Annotated in this window: 18 protein-coding genes; 8 read left to right on the plus strand and 10 right to left on the minus strand. The window is 73.1% G+C overall.

The genetic code is table 11. The features are described from left to right. Positions 1-102: 102 nt before the first annotated feature. Complete coding sequence (locus ACIP8Z_RS13320; protein WP_402082510.1) at positions 103-1,137, minus strand: ABC transporter substrate-binding protein; 1,035 nt, start codon at positions 1,135-1,137, stop codon at positions 103-105. Between the two features lie 295 nt (positions 1,138-1,432). Between ACIP8Z_RS13320 and ACIP8Z_RS13325 the strand changes: the two genes are divergently transcribed. Beyond that, on the plus strand, positions 1,433-2,635 hold the full coding sequence (locus tag ACIP8Z_RS13325; protein ID WP_402082512.1) for a hypothetical protein: 1,203 nt from the start codon (positions 1,433-1,435) through the stop codon (positions 2,633-2,635). A 48-nt stretch (positions 2,636-2,683) separates the two neighbouring features. Continuing rightward, complete coding sequence (locus tag ACIP8Z_RS13330) at positions 2,684-2,812, plus strand: hypothetical protein (RefSeq protein ID WP_267499917.1); 129 nt, start codon at positions 2,684-2,686, stop codon at positions 2,810-2,812. 106 nt (positions 2,813-2,918) lie between these two features. Here ACIP8Z_RS13330 and ACIP8Z_RS13335 read toward each other — a convergent pair whose 3' ends face one another. The 3 genes from ACIP8Z_RS13335 to ACIP8Z_RS13345 are packed head-to-tail and all read right to left on the minus strand — an operon-like array spanning position 2,919 to position 5,871. After that, entirely contained in the window at positions 2,919-3,863 is a 945-nt protein-coding gene (locus ACIP8Z_RS13335) for a 3-oxoacyl-ACP reductase (RefSeq protein ID WP_402082515.1), read from the minus strand. Positions 3,864-3,900: 37 nt separating this feature from the next. After that, positions 3,901-4,977 carry a Zn-dependent alcohol dehydrogenase gene (locus ACIP8Z_RS13340; RefSeq protein WP_030321678.1) on the minus strand — a complete coding sequence of 359 codons (1,077 nt, stop codon included), beginning with the start codon at positions 4,975-4,977 and terminating at the stop codon, positions 3,901-3,903. Between the two features lie 21 nt (positions 4,978-4,998). Next, on the minus strand, positions 4,999-5,871 hold the full coding sequence (locus ACIP8Z_RS13345) for a MaoC/PaaZ C-terminal domain-containing protein (protein ID WP_402082517.1): 873 nt from the start codon (positions 5,869-5,871) through the stop codon (positions 4,999-5,001). Between the two features lie 272 nt (positions 5,872-6,143). On the opposite strand from ACIP8Z_RS13345, the gene ACIP8Z_RS13350 reads away from it, so the two are divergent. The 4 genes from ACIP8Z_RS13350 to ACIP8Z_RS13365 are packed head-to-tail and all read left to right on the plus strand — an operon-like array spanning position 6,144 to position 9,607. Continuing rightward, on the plus strand, positions 6,144-7,064 hold the full coding sequence (locus ACIP8Z_RS13350; protein ID WP_402082519.1) for an ATP-binding cassette domain-containing protein: 921 nt from the start codon (positions 6,144-6,146) through the stop codon (positions 7,062-7,064). Next, positions 7,061-7,783 carry an ABC transporter permease gene (locus tag ACIP8Z_RS13355; protein WP_402082522.1) on the plus strand — a complete coding sequence of 241 codons (723 nt, stop codon included), beginning with the start codon at positions 7,061-7,063 and terminating at the stop codon, positions 7,781-7,783. The genes ACIP8Z_RS13350 and ACIP8Z_RS13355 overlap by 4 nt, the downstream gene beginning before the upstream one ends. Positions 7,784-7,823: 40 nt before the next feature. Continuing rightward, on the plus strand, positions 7,824-9,005 hold the full coding sequence (locus ACIP8Z_RS13360; RefSeq protein ID WP_402082525.1) for a sensor histidine kinase: 1,182 nt from the start codon (positions 7,824-7,826) through the stop codon (positions 9,003-9,005). After that, positions 9,002-9,607 carry a response regulator gene (locus ACIP8Z_RS13365; protein ID WP_402082527.1) on the plus strand — a complete coding sequence of 202 codons (606 nt, stop codon included), beginning with the start codon at positions 9,002-9,004 and terminating at the stop codon, positions 9,605-9,607. Before ACIP8Z_RS13360 ends, ACIP8Z_RS13365 begins: the two co-directional genes overlap by 4 nt. Before the next feature lie 82 nt (positions 9,608-9,689). Here the strand turns inward: ACIP8Z_RS13365 and ACIP8Z_RS13370 are convergent, their stop codons facing one another. Genes ACIP8Z_RS13370 through ACIP8Z_RS13385 form a run of 4 tightly spaced genes read right to left on the minus strand, consistent with a single transcriptional unit; the run spans position 9,690 to position 15,992 of the window. Continuing rightward, the gene (locus tag ACIP8Z_RS13370; protein ID WP_402082529.1) at positions 9,690-10,976 is read right to left on the minus strand and encodes a phosphatidylserine/phosphatidylglycerophosphate/cardiolipin synthase family protein; all 1,287 of its coding nucleotides are present in this window, start codon (positions 10,974-10,976) and stop codon (positions 9,690-9,692) included. A gap of 10 nt (positions 10,977-10,986) precedes the next feature. Then, the gene (locus ACIP8Z_RS13375; protein ID WP_402082531.1) at positions 10,987-12,438 is read right to left on the minus strand and encodes an MFS transporter; all 1,452 of its coding nucleotides are present in this window, start codon (positions 12,436-12,438) and stop codon (positions 10,987-10,989) included. A 49-nt stretch (positions 12,439-12,487) separates the two neighbouring features. Continuing rightward, a complete protein-coding gene (locus tag ACIP8Z_RS13380; protein WP_402082533.1) occupies positions 12,488-13,684 on the minus strand; it encodes a lipid-transfer protein in 1,197 nt (398 codons plus the stop codon). Between the two features lie 13 nt (positions 13,685-13,697). After that, a complete protein-coding gene (locus tag ACIP8Z_RS13385; protein WP_402082535.1) occupies positions 13,698-15,992 on the minus strand; it encodes an acyl-CoA dehydrogenase family protein in 2,295 nt (764 codons plus the stop codon). Between the two features lie 172 nt (positions 15,993-16,164). Here ACIP8Z_RS13385 and ACIP8Z_RS13390 point away from each other — a divergent pair, with 172 nt between their 5' ends. Together ACIP8Z_RS13390 and ACIP8Z_RS13395 are read left to right on the plus strand one after the other, a co-directional pair. Continuing rightward, a complete protein-coding gene (locus ACIP8Z_RS13390) occupies positions 16,165-16,551 on the plus strand; it encodes a hypothetical protein (protein ID WP_402082538.1) in 387 nt (128 codons plus the stop codon). 110 nt (positions 16,552-16,661) lie between these two features. After that, positions 16,662-17,090 carry a DUF4259 domain-containing protein gene (locus tag ACIP8Z_RS13395; protein ID WP_402082541.1) on the plus strand — a complete coding sequence of 143 codons (429 nt, stop codon included), beginning with the start codon at positions 16,662-16,664 and terminating at the stop codon, positions 17,088-17,090. 32 nt (positions 17,091-17,122) lie between these two features. On the opposite strand, the gene ACIP8Z_RS13400 is transcribed toward ACIP8Z_RS13395, so the two are convergent. Both ACIP8Z_RS13400 and ACIP8Z_RS13405 read right to left on the minus strand, forming a co-directional pair. Then, the gene (locus ACIP8Z_RS13400) at positions 17,123-17,755 is read right to left on the minus strand and encodes a hypothetical protein (RefSeq protein WP_402082543.1); all 633 of its coding nucleotides are present in this window, start codon (positions 17,753-17,755) and stop codon (positions 17,123-17,125) included. Next, a complete protein-coding gene (locus ACIP8Z_RS13405; RefSeq protein ID WP_402083807.1) occupies positions 17,752-18,162 on the minus strand; it encodes a hypothetical protein in 411 nt (136 codons plus the stop codon). The genes ACIP8Z_RS13400 and ACIP8Z_RS13405 overlap by 4 nt, the downstream gene beginning before the upstream one ends. Between the last annotated feature and the right edge of the window lie 5 nt (positions 18,163-18,167).

Consider the following 18,167-nt stretch of genomic DNA (forward strand, 5'->3'; position numbering starts at 1 on the left):
CCGTCCACCGTCTGCTCGACGAGGTGGCCGCGCTACTGACGAGGTGACCGCGCAGTCGTCGCCGTGCTGCCTGACGAGGCGGCCGCGCAGGTCGTCGCCGTGCTACTTGACGAGGTAGCCGCGCAGGTCGTCGAGGACCGCGTTCGCGGCCGTCACGCCGAGGCCCAGGTACCAGGTCTCGTCCGGGACGTCCTTGGCCTGGCCGGCCTTGACGGCCTTGAGGTTCTTCCAGAGCGGGTTGGCCTGGGCGGTGTCCTTCTTGGTCGCCTTGGCCTCGCCGTACACGCCGGTGAAGATCCAGTCGCCGTCGGCCTCGTCGATCTTCTCCGGGCTGATCTCGGCCGCGAGGTCGTTGATCTGCTGGTTCTTGGGCCGCGGCAGGCCGGTGTCCTCCAGGATGGTGCCGATGAAGGACGCCTTCGCGTACAGGCGGATCTTGCCGGGGAGGTAGCGGACCATCGAGACGGTCGGCTTGTTCGGGCCGATCTCCGTGCCGAGCTGCTTCGCCTTGGTCTCGTACGCGGCGAGCTTCTCCTTGGCCTCGGCGGTCTTGTCGAGCGCGGCGGCGTTGAGGAGGTAGTTCTCCTTCCAGGTGAAGCCCGGGCGGATGGAGAACACGGTCGGCGCGATCTTCGACAGCTCGTCGTACTTGTCCGCGGCGCGCAGCTGGCTGCCGAGGATCAGGTCGGGCTGGAGGTTGGCGATGGCCTCCAGGTTGAGGTTGTTGATGGTGCCGACGGACTTCGGGGCGCCGGCGTCCTTCGCCAGGTAGGCCGGGATGCCCTCGTCGCCCTCGGCGGGGGCGTAGCCGACGGGCTCGACACCGAGGGAGACGACGTTGTCGAACTCGCCGACGTCGAGGACGACGACCCGCTTCGGGGCGGCCTTCAGCTCGGTCTTGCCGAGGGCGTGCGTCAGGGTGCGCGGGAACTGGCCGGCCGTGGCGTCCGTGCCCATGGCCGCGGTCTTCGCGGCGGCGTCGCCGAAGTCCTTGCCGCCGGTGGCGACGTCCTTCTTCTTGCTCGTGTCCTCCTTCTTGGAGGCGTCGGATCCTCCGTCGCCTCCTCCGCAGGCCGCGAGCGAGAGCGCGGCGGCGAGGGCGACGACGGCGGCGGTGCCGCGGCGGCGGAGGGACATGAGAAGGCTCCTGTACGTGTCCTGGCGTGGAGACGGGCGCGACCGGGCCGGAGGTGGGGGAGCTCCGTCCGGGTGACCGGGCCGGAGCCGCGGATTCCGTCCGGAGCGGGCCGGCCGGAGCCACAACCTCCGTTTAGGTTCGCCTTACCTTACTCACCACGGGCAACTCCAGCACACCCGCCCCCCACCCCTCAGCCGAACCGCCGCACAGCCACCCTTATGTGTGAAGTGACCCTGCTCGTGTTGTTCGGCTGGAAGTGCGAAAACTAGCTTCGTGGCCGGAGGTGACGAGTCGATGACAGCGTGTGCCATCGAGACCACGGCCGAGGACGACGGCCGCGACGGGGAGCACCCCGGCCGCGGCGCCCGGCCGGCGGAGTTCACTACGGGTCTCACGATCACGGCGAACGGCGCGTACGCGGCCAGGCTCGCGGGCGACGGGGACGCCCTGTACGTGGAGAGGTGGACGCTCGACGGCCCGGAGCCGTACGCCGTCCCGCTCCCCCTCGACCAGCCGGAGGAGCCCGGCACCCAGCTGCTGCCGCTGGCCGACGGCCGGGTCCTGGTCGCCCGCCGCGTGGACGGGCGGCGGACCACGTTCTCGCTGCTCTACCCCACGGGCCCGGCCACCGGGGAGCTCCGGCTCGGCGCGGTGGAGGCCCCGGGCTCCGAGCGGCTGGTGCTGCTGCCGCCCTCGCCGGACGGCATCTGCGCGTACGCCCTGTGCGTCGGCCCCGACACGACCACGCTCTGGCTGGTCGCGGGCGGGGTCTTCGGTCCCGAGCAGGTCGCGGAGGTCAAGGGCCGGTGCGCGGGCGGGGTGTGGCTCGACCGTACGGGCCGGATGCTCGCGCTCGACCGGCGGCTCGACGACGGGCCGGTGAAGGCGGTCGCCGTCGACCTGGAGCGGGGCGGGGAGGTGACGCCGCTGCTGCAGATCACCGAGGACAGCGACGACCGGCTGCTCCTCGCGGACCCGGACAGCGGGCTGCTCCTGATCCGTTCCGACGCGCCGTCACCGGGGCACGACCGGCTCGGCTGGGGCGTGCTCGGCAGTCTGCTGCCGGTGCGCTTCCCGGAGTGCCTGCGGCTCGACGACGCGGCGGTGACGCCGTTCGCCGTCCAGCCGGGTCAGGTCCTGATGCCCGAGACCTGTGCGGTCGCGCTGCGGATCGACGCGGCGGGCGGCAGCTGGGTGGGGACGTGGCAGCCGATGGCCCGTCGGATGGGCCAACTGGCCGCACCCGTGGGCTGGCTGGCCGGCGCGGGCCTGTGGACGGCCGGGGGCGTGCTCCGGCTGCCGTACGCGACGCCCGGGGCACCCTGTGGTCTCGCGGACGTGGAGGCGCCGCCGGAGCCGGAGCCCGAGGCGGTCGCGACGGCGGGGGCTTCGGCGGGGACCTCCGCGGGGGTCGGCGCGGCCGTCGGCGAGCCCCGGATGTGCCGTCCCGTGCCGTTGCAGCAGGCTCCTCTCACGGACGGGAAACCCGCTGGCTAGACTCTCGGGCTGCACAGCACGACCGATGTCAACGGGGTGAGTTCGACCATGTCGGAAAACAGCACGACCGGGCAGGAGCCGAACGGCTCCGGGAAGCACCGCGGGGACGCCGCGCCGACGGAGGACTCCGCGTCCTCCCCGCACGGCCGCCACCGCCGCGAGCCCGTCTCGCAGTAACGGGAAGTACCAGGTGGAGCGAAGGGCCCCGGGGCGCCCCGGGGCCCTTCGTCCTCCCCGCCGCCCCCCGGCCGGGCCGCACCCCGGCCGGTGGTCACCCCCGGTCTCAGCCCTTCTTCAGGCCGAGGACCTCCGAGGCCGCGAAGGTCTCGCCCGCCGGGCGGGACGCGTAGTGCGGGGTCAGGAGGCCGTCCAGTTCCTCGTACGTGAACGCCTCCTTGGCCGTGTCGAACTTGGCGGCCACCCGAGGCCGGTCCACGATCGCGACCATCCCGCCGTGCACGACGAGCAGTTGGCCGTTGACGCCGGCCGCCGCCGGAGAGGCGAGGTAGCCGACGAGCGGCGCCACGTGCTCCGGGGACAGCGGGTCGAGGTCTCCCTCGGTCGTCGGCTCGGCGAAGCCGGCGAAGACGTCCTCGGTCATCCGGGTGCGCGCCCGGGGGCATATGGCGTTCGCCGTCACCCCGTAGCGGGCGAGCGCGAGCGCCGTCGACGTCGTCAGGCCCACGATCCCGCCCTTGGCGGCCGCGTAGTTCGGCTGGCCGGCAGAGCCGGCGAGGAAGGCCTCGGACGAGGTGTTGACGATCCGGCCGTACACACCGGTCTCCCCCGCCTTGGCCCGGGTCCTCCAGTGCACCGCCGCGAAGTGCGTGGTGTTGAAGTGGCCCTTGAGGTGGACCCGTATGACCGAGTCCCACTCCTCCTCGCTCATCGAGAAGACCATCCGGTCGCGCAGGATGCCCGCGTTGTTGACCAGGATGTCCAGCTTGCCGAACTCGGCCACGGCCAGGTCGATCAGGGCCCGCGCCGTCTCGAAGTCGGCGATGTCGCCGAGGTGCGCGACCGCCCTGCCGCCCGTCGCGCGGATCTCCGCGGCGACCTCCTCGGCGGGCGCGGCGGAGGCCTCGCCCGAGCCGTCGCGCCCCGGCTGCCCGTAGTCGTTGACGACGACGTCCGCGCCGAGCCGGGCCAGTTCCAGGGCCTCGGCGCGGCCGAGTCCCCGGCCGGCGCCGGTGACGATCGCGCTCAGGCCCTCAAGAGGGAGTGACATGTGTCGCGGTCCTCTCAGATCTCGCTGCGGGTACGGGTCAGATCTCGATGCAGGTGCGGAGCGCGGCACCCGTCCGCATCTGCTCCAGGGCCTCGTTGATGCCCGCGAGCGGTACGCGGTGGGTGATGAGCGACTCCAGGTCGATGCGGCCGGCCCGCCAGAGCGCGATGGCCCGCTCGTAGGAGCGGAGGACGTCGCCGCCGCCGTACATGGAGGGCAGGATCCGCTTCTCGTCGAAGAACAGCTCGAACATGTTGAGCTGGAGGTTGTCGTCCATCGCGCCCGCGCCCACGACGCAGAGGGTGCCGCCGCGCCGGGTGTTCTCGTACGCGGTGCGGGCGGTGGCGGACTTGCCGACGACCTCGAAGACGTAGTCGAAGCCCTCGCCCGCGGTGATCCGCTGCTTGGCGTCGGCGAGCGCGTCCGGGGCGACCGCCTCGGTGGCGCCGAAGCGCAGCGCGGCCTCGCGGCGTGACTCGACGGGGTCGACGGCGACGATCTGGGCGGCGCCCTGGAGCTTGGCGCCCTGGATCGCGGAGATGCCGACGCCTCCGCAGCCGATGACGGCGACCGACGAACCGGCCTCCACCTTGGCCGTGTTGATGGCGGCGCCGAGGCCGGTGGTGACGCCGCAGCCGATGAGGGCGGCGATGTCGAAGGGCACGTCGTCGGGGATCGGGACGGCGCAGCCGGCGTCGACGACGACCTCCTCGGTGAAGGTGCCGGTTCCGGCGAAGCCGAAGACGTCACCGCCGGGGCGCTTGAAGTTGGGCGTGCCGGCGTTCATGAACCCCGCCAGGCAGAGCTGGGTCTGGCCGCGCTTGCAGGCGGGACAGCTGCCGCAGGCGGGCAGCCAGCAGAGCAGCACCCGCTGGCCCTGGGTGAGTCCGGTGACGCCGTCGCCGACGTCGAGGATCTCGCCCGCGCCCTCGTGGCCGGGGATGAAGGGGGCGGGCTGCGGGAGGACGCCGCTCATCGCGGAGACGTCGGAGTGGCAGAGACCGGTGGCCCGGACCCGGATCCTCACCTTGCCGGGGCCGAAGCCCACCGCCTCGACGTCGTCGACGACTTCGAGCTTGTCCTGGCCGATCTCGTGCAGTACGGCTGCGCGCATGGTGCGGCTCCAATCAGGCGATCAGGAGTGTTCGACGAGGGTGTCGGCGAGGACCGGGGCGTCGTCGCGCTCCACGGCCGTCACCGCCACCTGGACGCGGCCGTCCCCGGCCCACATCCGGATGCGCAGGGTCTCGCCGGGGAAGACGATCCCGGCGAAGCGCGTGCGGTACGAGCGGACCCGGGCGACGTCCCCGTCGAGCACCGTGTCCACCACCGCCTTGAGGGTCATGCCGTACGAGCAGAGCCCGTGCAGGATCGGCCGGTCGAAGCCGGCGAGCTTGGCGAACTCGGGGTCGGCGTGGAGCGGGTTCCAGTCGCCGGAGAGCCGGTAGAGCAGGGCCTGTTCCTCGCGGATCGGCCGTTCGACGGTGGCGTCGGGCGCGCGGTCGGGGAGCGCGAGGCGCTCGGAGGGGCCGCGGTCGCCGCCCCAGCCGCCCTCGCCGCGGACGAAGATCTGGGCGTCGCTGGTCCAGAGCGGGCCGTCGGCGTCGGAGGCCTCGGAGCGCAGGACGAGGACGGCGGCCTTGCCCTTGTCGTACACGGCGGCGACGCGGGAGGTGGAGACGGCGCGGCCGGCGACGGGGACGGGGCGGTGCAGGGTGACCGTCTGGCCGCCGTGCAGGACGGCGGCGAGGTCGATGTCGATGCCGGGGGCGGAGAGCCCGCCGACGACGCCCATGCCGGCGCCCGCGACGGTCGCGAAGCTGGGCAGGACGTGGAGCCTGGATTCGAGGGTGTAGCGGAGTTCGTCGGGGTCGGTCGCCGGGCTGTCCTTGCCTTGGAACGAGCCGGCGCCGAGTCCGAGGTGGTAGAGCTGGACGTCCTTGTGGTCCCAGGAGATCTCGGCGCTGCGGGGTTCGGCGGCGACGGCCTTGGCGGGGTCGATGGGCATCGGGCTGCTGCTCCTCGTGGCAGTGAAGACCTCGGCGCGGCCGTCCGCACCGTCGGCCGCACCGAGGCCGTGCGGGGACCGTCCCGTACGCGGCCGTTCTAGAACGCGTTCTAGGTCGGTGGCCACCATGTATAGCCCAGGCGGGAGGAGTTGGGAACCCTCTCGGCACACGTGAGCTGACGGTACGTCAGGAGAGCGCGGTACATTTGTCACGGCCAGGTCCGTACGTACGCGCCTGCCGCGCTTCGCCGCCGATTCGTAGCGTCGTCCTCATGACACGGGACACGGATCGACCGGCGGTCGCCTTTCGCGGCGCGACCAAGACCTTCGGCGCCGTCCGCGCCGTCGACGGGCTCGACCTCACCGTCCGGCGCGGCGAGACGGTGGCCCTGCTCGGCCGCAACGGCGCCGGGAAGTCGAGCGCCGTGAGCCTGCTCCTCGGCCTCGACGAGCCCGACAGCGGCCACGTCGAACTCTTCGGCGGGGCGCCGGCCCGCGCCGTCGCGGCCGGACGGGTCGGCGCGATGCTCCAGGAGGGCAGCGCGACCCCCCGGGTGACCGTCCGCGAGGTCGTGTCCTTCGTCGCCCGGACCTACCCGGCGCCGATGCCGGTCGCGGAAGCCCTCGCCCTCGCCGGACTCGGCGAGTTCGCCGAGCGCCGGGTGGCCCGGCTCTCCGGGGGCCAGGCCCAGCGGGTCCGCTTCGCGATCGCGCTCGTCGGCAACCCCGAGCTGGTCGTCCTGGACGAGCCGACCACGGCCCTCGACGTCGAGGCCCGCCAGGAGTTCTGGGAGGCCATGCGCGGCTACGCACGGCGGGGGAACACCGTCCTGTTCTCCACCCACTACCTGGAGGAGGCCGACGCGTACGCCGACCGGATCGTCGTCCTCGACTCCGGTCGGATCGTCGCCGACGGAACCGGTGAGGAGCTCAAGCGGGCCGCCGGCGGCAGCCTCGTCTCCTTCGACCTGGCGGGCAGCCCGACGGAGTGGCTCATGACGCTGCCCGGGGTCACCTCCGTCGAGGTCCGGAAGGACCGCGCCCGGCTGCGTACCGAGGACTCCGACGCCACGGTCCGCGCCCTCGCCGCGCGGGACGCGATCCGCTCCCTGGAGGTCACCCGGGCCTCCCTGAACGACGCCTTCCTCACCCTGTCCCACCGGGCCTGCGAACGACTGGAGACCGCACGATGATCACCGCGTACGTACGCCTCGAAGTCCGCCGCGCCCTGCGCGAGACCGGGTTCGTCATCTCCACCGTCGGCGTCCCCGTGTTGATGTACCTCCTCTTCACCAACCTCGGCGACGGGGACGACGGCGCGCGCAAGAAGGCAGCCATGGTCGGGATGGCGGCGTACGGGGCCCTCGGTGCCGCGCTGTCCGTCGGCAACGGCGTCGCCGAGGACAAGACCACGGGCTGGTTGCGCCAGCTGCGCGTCACGCCCATGACGCCCCTCCAGGTGGTGACCGCCCGCGCCCTGACCGGCGCGGTGGTCGTCGTCCCCGCCATCGCCGCGGTCCTCCTGGCGGGCGCGCTCGCCAACGGCGTACGCATGGCGGGCTGGCAGTGGGCCGCCGTCGCCGTCGCGCTCTGGCTGGGCTCGCTCCCGTTCACCCTGCTCGGCCTCGGCAACGGCTATCGGCTCACGGCGCAGACGACCGGGGTCGTGAACGTCGCCTGCAATCTGGGGCTCACGGTGGTCGGCGGGCTGTGGTTCCCTGTCGTGCTCTTCCCCGACTGGCTCCGCACGGTCTCGGAGTTCACCCCGACGAACCGGTTCGCCGAGCTGGGCGTGGCGGCGACGGAGGGGACGGCGCCGGGGGCGGCGACCCTGGCCGTACTGCTCGGGTGGGCGGCGCTCTTCGGCACGTACGCGACGGTCTCGTACCGTCGTTCGGCGAGGACGGTGTGAAGGGGACGGTGTGAGGGGCGACGGTGTGAGGGGGGCGACGGTGGGGAACCTCCGGCGAGGCTTCAAGGCGCTGCGCGACCAGCAGCAATGGGAGCGCGGCCCGAACGGGCTCAGCCTCCTCCCCTGGCTGCTGATGGGCCTGGGCGCGCTCTCCCACCTGCTCGGCGGCCAGGCCCCGAACCCGTGGATCGGCGGCCTCGGGCTGCTCGCCTTCAACACCCTCTACATCGCGATCGTCTTCCGCGCCTGCCACCCGCCCAGCCGGGAGACGCCGCTGACCTGGGGGCTCCTCGCCACGCTCGGGGTACTGACCTTCGCGCTCGCCATCGGTTACGGGAGGGAGTGGCTGCTCCTCTTCCCGCTCCTGGGCCTCGCGGTCGGGGCGGTGGTGCGGCACGGGAGGCTGCTGCGGTGGGTCAGCCCCCCGCTGGTCGTGGCGGTGGGGGTGGTGACGTTCTGGCGGGACGGCTGGGACTCCATCGGCGTCGTGTACGGCACGTTCATGTCCGTGATGGTGACGGCGGCGATCCTCGCGCTCGACGAATCGGTCCGGCAGCTGCGGGCGACCCGGGAGGAACTGGCCAGGGCGGCCGTCGAGAAGGAGCGGCTGCGGTTCTCCCGCGACCTGCACGACCTGCTCGGCCACACGCTCTCGGTGATCGTGGTGAAGTCGGAGGTCGTACGCCGGCTCGCGCCCCGCGACCTCGACGCGGCCCTCGCCCAGGTGGCGGACATCGAGGCGGTGGGCCGGCAGGCGCTCACCGAGATCAGGGAGGCCGTCACCGGCTACCGCGAGGGAAGTCTCGCCACCGAGCTGGACCGGGCGCGCGACGCGCTGTCCTCGGCCGGCATCGAACCGGTCGTACACCGCTCGGGCCCGCTCCTGGAGCCGCAGACGGAGGCCCTGCTCAGCTGGGTGGTGCGGGAGTCCACGACGAACGCGGTACGGCACAGCGGCGCGTCCCGCTGTGTGTTCACCCTGGACGGCAGGGCCGACCGGGTCCGCCTCACCGTCACCGACGACGGCCGGGGACCGGTCGCCCGCACACCGGGCGCCGACGGCACCCCCGGCAGCGGTCTGCGGGGCCTGCGCGAGCGGGTCGCGGCGGCAGGCGGCACTCTTGACTCGGGACCGGCTCCGCGGGGCGGGTTCCGGGTCACCGCGGAGCTCCCCGCGGAGACCCCCGGCCCGCACGAGTGCGAGGGGGAGCCGACGACATGATCCGTCTGCTGCTGGCGGAGGACCAGGGGATGATGCGCGGGGCGCTGGCCCTGCTGCTGGGGATGGAGCACGACATGGAGGTCGTCGCGCAGGTCGGGCGGGGTGACGAGATCGTGGACGCGGCGCTGCTCACGCGGCCCGACGTGGCGCTGCTCGACATCGAACTGCCGGGCCGCTCGGGTCTGGACGCGGCGGCGGACCTGCGCACGGAGGCCCCGGACTGCCGGGTCCTGATCCTCACGACCTTCGGCCGCCCGGGGTATCTCCGCCGTGCGATGGAGGCGGGTGCGGCCGGCTTCCTGGTGAAGGACGGCCCGGTGGAGGAGCTGGCCGCGTCGATCCGTCAGGTCCTGCGGGGGGAGACGGTGATCGACCCGGCCCTCGCGGCCGCGGCGCTCGGCGCGGGCCCCAACCCGCTGACGGCCCGCGAACGGGACGCCCTGGCGGCCGCGGTGGACGGCGCGACGATCGCGGACATCGCTGCGGCCCTCCACCTGTCGGAGTCGACGGTCCGCAACTACCTGTCGTCGGCGATCGGCAAGACGGGCACCCGCAACCGCATGGAGGCGGTCAGGGCGGCCCGGCAGCAGGGGTGGCTGTAGCCCCCGGGGTCCGCAGCCCCTCGATCGCCGGCGCCTGCCGGCCCTCGATCGCCGACGTCCACAGGCCTTCGACCCCCGGCGTCTACAGGCCCGCGATCGCCGCCGCCCGCTGGGCCTCGAAGTTCTTCACGTACGCGTCGAAGACCGTGGCGTCCTCGTACTTGAGCAGCGTCTCGTCGTTGTACTTGAGCGCCGTCGTCGTGTAGGTGTGACTGCCGGTGAAGACGATCTTCTTGTTCACGCCGCCGTAGTACGTGCCCTCGACCAGCAGGTACTTGGTGTGGGAGTCGGAGCCGCCGCGCTTGTCGTTGTCGAGCTGGTGCAGGGTGATGCGGCCCTTGCCCGTCACGGGCCTGGTCAGCCAGTTGGCCACCTGGCCCATGGGCTTGTCGTCGGCCGTCCAGTTGTCGAGCGAGCGGTAGACGATCTCGATGTCGCACCCGGCCTGGGCGAGTTCCCACAGCTTCCTGGCCACCTCGGTGCGGGTGATGTGGCCCTGGGCGATGCGGATCCTCGTACGGCCGTCCGCGGTGCCGACGCCCGGGGAGTTCCCCGTGCAGGAGTCCGGGGTGCCCACCGGCGCGACCGTCCCGAGGATGTCGACGACCGTGTCGGTGCTCGACCGCGGGAAGAAGTAGACCTTCGCCTTGCCCGCCTGGGTGTCGTGCGCGTAGTCCGCGACCTGAGGCGTCTGCCCGACGGCGGCCGCCGCCTGGTCGTCGTGGTACCGGGAGTACGCGGCGAACAGTTCCGTGTTGCCGACGACCGTCAGCGCGTCGTTCCACCAGTCGTCGGTGTCCTGGCTCGTGAGGTTCCCGGAACCCTGCACGACCACGTCGTCGACCGCGATGTCTCCCTTGCCCTTGGTGCGGGAGAACAGGAAGAACTTGTTGTGGTTGACGTTGTCGTACGTGCCGTTCGGGTCCGCCGCCGTGGTGCCCGGGTCCAGCGCCAGGCAGGCCTCCTCCGGCTTGCAGGTCCGCACCCAGGAGCCGGGGCTGCCCGCCGGGTCCGCCAGCCGCGTCTTCAGGGTTTCGAGCCCGGTGGACTTGCTGTCGGCGTCGACGACGACCTGGACGGTGACGCCCCTCTTGTGGGCGTCGCCCAGCTTGTTGGCCAGGTACACGGAGTGGAAGAGGTACAGGGAGATCCTGATGGACGACCCCGCCTCCGCGCCGTCGACGAGCCCCGCCAGGTGGGAGAGGATCCGCCCCCTGGCGGAGGCGTCGGTGCTGTTCGGGTCGTTGAACACGGCGCCGGTGGTCACGGCCAGGACCGGTTCCGCCGAGGCCGACGGCGCGACGATGAGGGACGCGCCGACGGCCAGCGCGGTCGCGGCGGTTCTGAGCTTGTTCTTGATCGATATCACCCGGGCATTGTCACCCGCGGCCGGCCACCGTCTTCGCCGGCTTGGGGAGCCACAGGAGCATCAGCACCGCCGCCCCGACCAGCACGCCCGTCGCCACCCGGAAGGCCATCGCGTACCCCGGGACCAGGGACGACGGGTCCGGTGCTCCCGAGGTGACGGCGGGGGTGGCCGCCGCGGCGATCGTCGAGAGGACGGCGAGGCCCAGCGCGCCGCCCATGGTGCGGGAGGTGTTGACCAGGCCCGAGACGAGGCCCGCGTCGGACGGGGCGGCGCTGGAGGTGGCGAGGGAGGCCAGCGGGGTGGTGGCCAGACCGAGGCCGGCCATCATCAGGATGCCGGGGCCCAGGATCGTCCCGAGGAACGTGCCGTCGGCCGTGAGCGTCGACTGCCAGGCGAAGCCCGCCGCCCCGACGAGGGCGCCGACGACGGCCAGATTCCGGGCGCCGACGGCCGGCATCAGACGCGGGGCCAGCTTGGAGCCGAGGACGACGCTGAGGGAGCTGGGGACCAGGGCGAGACCGGCCTGGAGCGGGGTGTACGCGAGGACGCTCTGCGCGTAGGTGGTCATGAAGAACCACATGCCGAAGGAGCTCGAACCACACAGCAGGATCGCCACGTTGGCCGCAGACACCGCGCGCGTACGGAAGATGCTCAGCCGCATCAGCGGCTCCGCCGTGCGGGCCTCCACCGCCACGAAGACGCCGAGGAGCGCCAGACCGCCGAGGAGCGTGAGCAGGGTCGCCGGGGCCGTCCAGCCCGCCTCCTCGGTCTGGACGATGCCGTACGCGAGGGTGGCGAGCCCGGCGGTGACGAGGACCGCGCCGGGCAGGTCGAGGCGGCGGCCCGCGCCGGTGCGGGACTCGCGGAGCCAGAGCAGCGCGCCGGCGAGGACGAGGACGCCGACGGGGACGTTGATGAGCAGGACCCAGCGCCAGGACAGCAGGTCGACGAGGAGGCCGCCGACGAAGCCGCCCGCCGCGCCGCCGGCCGCGCCGACCGCCGTCCAGGTGCCGATGGCCCTGGTGCGGGCGGCTCCGGCGGGGACGGCGGCGGTGATCAGGGTCAGGGTGGCGGGCGAGAGGACGGCCGCGCCGAGGCCCTGCACGGCGCGGGCGGCGACGAGTTGCCAGCCCTCCTGGGCGAGGCCGCCCGCGACCGAGGCGGCGGTGAAGAGACCGAGCCCGAGGAGGAACATCGCCTTCCGCCCGTAGAGGTCGGAGGCGCGTCCGCCGAGCAGCATGAAGCCGGCGAAGGCGATGGCGTAGGCGTTGAGGACCCATTGCAGACCGAGCGCCGAGAGTCCGAGATCGGTCCGCATCGACGGCAGCGCCACGTTCACGACGGAGACGTCGAGGACGACGAGGAACTGGCCCGCGCAGGCGGTCAGGACGACCGCCCAGGCGCGGGGCGCGGGGAGGGAAGGGGTGGCGGGGGTCGTCCGTGCGGAGTCGGTCTGCGGCATGACTGTGATGGTCGCAGACCGCATCCGCCCCGTACATGGGGATTAGGTCCTACGACCTGCGCAGCAGCGTCACCACCGCCGCCCCGCCCAGGCCGATGTTGTGCGCGAGCCCGACGCGCGCCCCCGCGACCTGCCGGGGCCCCGCCTCGCCCCGTAGCTGCCAGACGAGTTCGGCGGCCTGCGCCAGGCCCGTCGCGCCCAGCGGGTGGCCCTTGGAGATGAGGCCGCCCGAGGGGTTCACGACCCAGCGGCCGCCGTACGTCGTCGCGCCGGACTCGACGAGCTTGCCGGAGGCGCCCTCCTCGCACATGCCGAGCGCCTCGTACGTGAGGAGTTCGTTGACGGAGAAGCAGTCGTGCAGCTCGATCACGTCGACGTCCTCGATGCCGAGCCCGGAGCGCTCGAACGCCTGCCGGGCGGCGGCCCGGGACATCGGGCGGCCGACGGCGTCGATGCAGGAGCCCGAGGTGAAGGACTCCTCGGTGTCGGTGGTCATCGCCTGCCCGGCGATCTCCACCGCCCGGTCCCGCAGCCCGTGCGCGTCGACGAAGCGCTCGGAGACGACGACGGCGGCCGCCGCGCCGTCCGAGGTGGGCGAGCACTGGAGCTTGGTGAGCGGGCGGTGGACGGTCTTCGCGGCGAGGATCTCGTCGACCGTGTAGACGTCCTGGAACTGGGCGTTGGGGTTGTTCGCCGAGTGCCGGTGGTTCTTGGCGCCGACGGCCGCGAGCTGCGCCTCGGTGGTCCCGTACCGCTCCATGTGCTCGCGGGCGGCGTTGCCGAAGATCTGCGCGGTGGGCGGGCTCGCCTCGAAGCCGTGGCCGGCGGCCATGATCCCGTAGTGACGGGCGACGGGCGAGGTCGTGAAGTCGCCGGCCCCCGATCCGCCGCCGAGCGCGCCCCGGCTCATCTTCTCGAAGCCGACCGCGAGGACGCAGTCGGCGATGCCGCCCTCGACGAACTGGCGGGCGGTCATGAGGGCGGTGGAGCCGGTCGCGCAGTTGTTGTTGAGGTTGTAGACGGGGATGCCGGAGAGCCCGAGTTCGTACACGGCGCGCTGTCCGGCGGTGGAGGCCTGGAAGCAGTAGCCGACCGCCGCCTGCTCCACGCGCGCGTAGGGGACGCCCGCGTCGGCGAGGGCGGCGGTGCCGGCCTCCTTGGCCATGTCCCAGTACTGCCAGTCCCGGGTCTCGGGCTTCTCGAACCTGGTCATCCCGACCCCGACGACGTACGCCTTGGTGGTCATCTCGGTTTCCCCCTCAGTCTCGCGGCAGGCCGAGCAGCCGCTCGGCGACGACATTGAGCTGTACCTGTGTGGTGCCGCCCGCGATGGTGAGGCAGCGGGACATGAGCAGGTCGTGGACGGCCCGTTCGCCGGGTCCCTCGCGCACGGCGCCTTCGGCGCCGAGGAGTTCGAGGGTGAGTTCGGCGAGCTTCTGCTGGTGGAGGGTCTGGACGAGCTTGCGGACGCTGGCGCCCGCGCCGGGTTCGAGTCCGGACACCTGGAGCAGGGTGGTGCGCAGGCCGATGCACGCGAGCGCGTGCGCCTCGGCGAGCAGGGCGCCGATCCGTACCCGTACGGAGCTGTCGACCCGGTCCGCCCTCGCGATGACGGCTTCGAGGCCGGTGTCGAAGGCGACCTGGTCGGCCATGTGGACGCGCTCGTTGCCGAGGGTGTTGCGGGCGACCCGCCAGCCGTCGTCGACCTCGCCGACGACGGCGTCGGCGGGGAGGATCGCGTCGTCGAACCAGACCTCGTTGAAGAGGGACTCCCCGGTGATCTCCTTGAGCGGCCGTACGTCGATCCCGGGGGTGTTCCGCATGTCGACGAGGAAGTAGGTGAGGCCCTTGTGCTTGGGGGCGGCCGGGTCGGTGCGGGCCAGCAGGATGCCGTGATGGGCCCACTGGGCGGCGCTCGTCCACACCTTCTGGCCGTTGATCCGCCAGCGGCCGTCCTCGGTGCGCTCGGCGCGGGTGCGGAGGGAGGCGAGGTCGGAGCCGGCGCCGGGCTCGGAGAAGAGCTGGCACCAGAGGCGCTCGCCGCGCAGGGTCGGGCCGAGGTGTTCGTCCCGCTGGGCGGGGGTGCCGTGGGCGATCAGGGACGGCACGACCCAGGTGGCGATGCCGAGCCCGGCGACGGTGATCCCGGCCTCGTCCAGTTCGCGCTGGACGGCGAGCTGCTGGAGGGGGCCGGCGCCGAGACCGTACGGCTCCGGGAGGTGCGGGGCCGCGTAGCCGGTGGGGGCGAGGGCGCGGCGGGCGGCGGCGGGGTCGAGTCCGGCGGCGGGCGCGACGGCCTCGCGGGCGGCCGCGCGGTACGGATCGGCCTCGGGCGGCAGGTCGAGGCGGAGGCCGCGCCGGACGCCGCCGGCGGCGTGCCGGAGGGCGGCGAGCCGGTACCGGTCGCCGTTGCCGAGGAGCTGGCGGGCGACGAGGGCGCGGCGGAGCAGCAGGTGGGCGTCGTGCTCCCAGGTGAACCCGGTGCCGCCGAGGATCTGGATGCAGTCCTTGGCGCAGGTGAACGCGGTGTCGAGGGCGGTGGCGGCGGCGAGCGCGGCGGTGAGGGAGCGGGCGTCGTCGTCTCCGGCGCGGGCGGCGTCCCAGGTGAGGGCGCGGGCCTGTTCGAGCCGTACGAGCATGTCGGCGCAGAGGTGTTTGACGCCCTGGAACTGTCCGATGGGGCGGCCGAACTGTTCGCGGGTACGGGCGTGTTCGGCGGCGGTCTCGACGGCGCGGGCGGCGGTGCCGCAGGCGTCGGCGGCGAAGAGGACGGCGGCGAGGTCATGGACGAGGGCGGTGTCGAGGGCGAGCGCGCGGGCGGCGGGGACGTGGTGGTTCCGGGCGGTGATCTCGGCAGTGGGTCGGGTGGGGTCGGCGCTCTCGTGGGGCCGGACGGCGAGGCCGTCGGTGTCGACGGCGAGCCAGACGGAGCCGTCGGCGGTGGCGGCGCGCAGGATGACGAGATCGGCCTGGGCGCCACCGAGGACGGGGGGCGCGGCGCCGTCGAGGAGATAGCCACCGGCGGTGCGGACGGCGGTGAGGGTGGCGGGGCCGGTGCCGTCCGGACCGCCGCCGGGGCCACCGCTGTCCGGACCACTGCCGCCGAGGCCGCCACTGTCCGGACCGCTGCCGTCGGGACCACCGCCGGGTCCGGCCCCGGCGGGACCGAAGCCCGTTCCGGCCCCGTCGAATGCCACGGCGCCGATCCGCTCGCCGCTCGCGAGGGCGGCGGCGAGCTCCCCCGCCCCGGCCCGGCGGAGCAGCTCGGCGGCGAGGACGGAGGGCAGCCAGGGCCCCGGCAGGAGCGCCCTCGCGGCCTCCTCCACGACCACGACGAGGTCCCCGAGGTCGCCGCCCCCTCCCCCGCACTCCTCGGGCAGGTGCACTCCGAGGAGTCCCTGCCCGGCGGCGGCTTCCCAGTAGGCCGGCCGCCCGGTGGCGGTGTCGGGGACGTCCAGGTGCTTGCGGACCTCCTCGGGCGGTACGGCGCGGTGGAGCCAGCCCCGGACGGATCGGGCGAGCTCCCGCTGTTCGTGCGTGATGGCGATGCCCATGCGCGGCAGACTAGAACACGTTCCATTCTGACGGAAGGTCAGATACGGGAATCGAGGGGCCTCCGTCACGCGGGGCGGGGCCGGCACGTCCGCTCCCTCCGCGAGCCGACAAGCGAACGAGCGTTCGGGGCCGGGTGGAGGGCCCGGGCCGAGCGTCCGACACCATGGGCTCATGAACATCACGAACGTTCCTGACGACGACCCGGTGCGGCTGCTCATCGGTCACGAGGTCAGCGCCGTGTCCTTCGTGCGCGACTACGTCGAGCTGCACTTCGACGGCCTGGTGCTCCGGTGCCTGGCCGACCCCGTGGGGGTCTACGACGGAAGTGAGTGGCGCTTCCCCGAGCGGGGGTCGCTCGACCTCATGCGCCGCTACATCGGCGAGACCGTCGACGGCTCCGCGCTGGATCCCGACCGGAGCATCGCCCTGCACTTCGGGCGGCACCGCTTCGTCGTCCCGCTGGACGACGGTTCGAGCGGGGGCCCCGAGTCGGCCCACATGGTCGGCACCGACGACTCCGGCCGCACGTCGGTGCTGGGCGGCTTCTGGGTCTGGTAGCGGGCCGGGGCGGCGGGAGCTACCGACCCCGACACCGGAGGGGCGTTGTCAGTGGTGCCTGCCACTCTGTCGGTACAGCGGAACGACCGAGCACGGAGAGCGAGTACGCCATGGGCACCTGGGACATCGGCCCCTTCGACAACGACACCGCCGCCGACTTCTCGTACCGGGTGGACGAGGCCCCGGCGGAGAAGAAGGCCGAGGTGCTGCGCACGGCCTTCCGCGAGGTGATCGAGACCGGCGACGAGTACCTGGACGCGGACCTGGCGGACGAGGCGATCGCCTCGGCGGCCCTGCTCGCCGCGCAGTGCCCCGGCGGCGACCCGGTCACCACCTCGTACGCCCCGAAGGACCCCCTGCCGCCCCTCCCGGCCGACCTGCGCCCGCAGGCCGTGACGGCCCTGGACCGGATCCTCACCGAGCCCTCCGAACTCCTCGAACTCTGGGAGGAGTCGGACGGCGAGCAGTGGAAGGCGGTCGTACGGAAGCTGCGGGCGGTCCTTGACGGAGCGGACGCGGGGTCGGCCTCGGGCTCCTGAGGCGCTGACGCGCGCGGTCCGCCGGACAGGCCCTAGTGGCCGCCGTCGTACAGCGCGGCCCGCAGAGCGGCGATCAGGTCGTCACCCGACACCTGGGCCCAGTCCGGGGCGGACGCTCCGACGCGCCTGACCTCGTACCGCCCCTCCTCCGGCTCGTGCACCAGGACCTGACGGCTCATCCAGTACATCGGGTCCACCCGCAGGCGGACGGCGCGGTGCGTCATCGTCGGGAACGTGTTCCGCAGCACCTCGTCCGCGTGGAGGCGGCGCAGGAGGTCCCGCTGCCCCCTGTAGTACTCGGACGACAGGAGACCCGCCCACTGCGAGGAGGTGGGCTCTCCGGCGTCGAGCGCCCTGGTGAACTCGTCGAGGCGCAGGAAGTCGAACCTCGCCGTCAGCACGTCGGCGGGCTGCCCCTCACGCCATGCGGCGATCGCCTCCACGAGCGTTCCGAGGTCGCCCGTGGTGCCGATGTCCCAGCCGAAATCAGGGATGTGGACGCGGAGCCGGAACAAGCCCTCCCCGGTCGTGGTGTCGACCGACAGGTAGCCCCTCGTCGTCTCGATGCCGACGGCCTCGGTGGCCCAGGGCGGCAGCCCGATGTCACAGCCACGCTGCTCCGCGGCCTGCCGCAGCGCCGCGACGAGGCCGCCCGAAGCGGTCACGGCCGAAGACCCTTCACGTGGACCGCGATGCCGAGGTGCGGATCCCCCTTCTCGGCCTGGAATCCGGCCGAGGCGAGGATTCCCAGCAGTGCCTCCCGCATGAACTGGTGGACGTCCCGGTGGTGCCGCACGATCGGAGGCGGATCCGTGTAGTCGATCCCCCTCGCGAAGATTGCGACGACGGCGGTCGTCAACTCCCCCTCCGGCCTCCAGTCCACGTACACCCCGCCGTCGGCGAGCGGGTCCACATGGACCTCCGCGCCGGGCCCGCCCTGCGGGCCGCCGTCGAGGTCGCCCCTGTACGCGGGAAGTCCGGCCCGGGCCAACTCGCGGCAGACCCGGTCGGCCAGGTGGTTCCACCCGGCGATGACCTCCGGTGCGGCCTTGGGCGGCAGGTCGAACTCCATGTCCT

Origin of the sequence: Streptomyces sp. NPDC088553 (assembly GCF_044752965.1) — a bacterium.
In the GTDB taxonomy this organism is placed as follows: Bacteria; Actinomycetota; Actinomycetes; order Streptomycetales; family Streptomycetaceae; genus Streptomyces.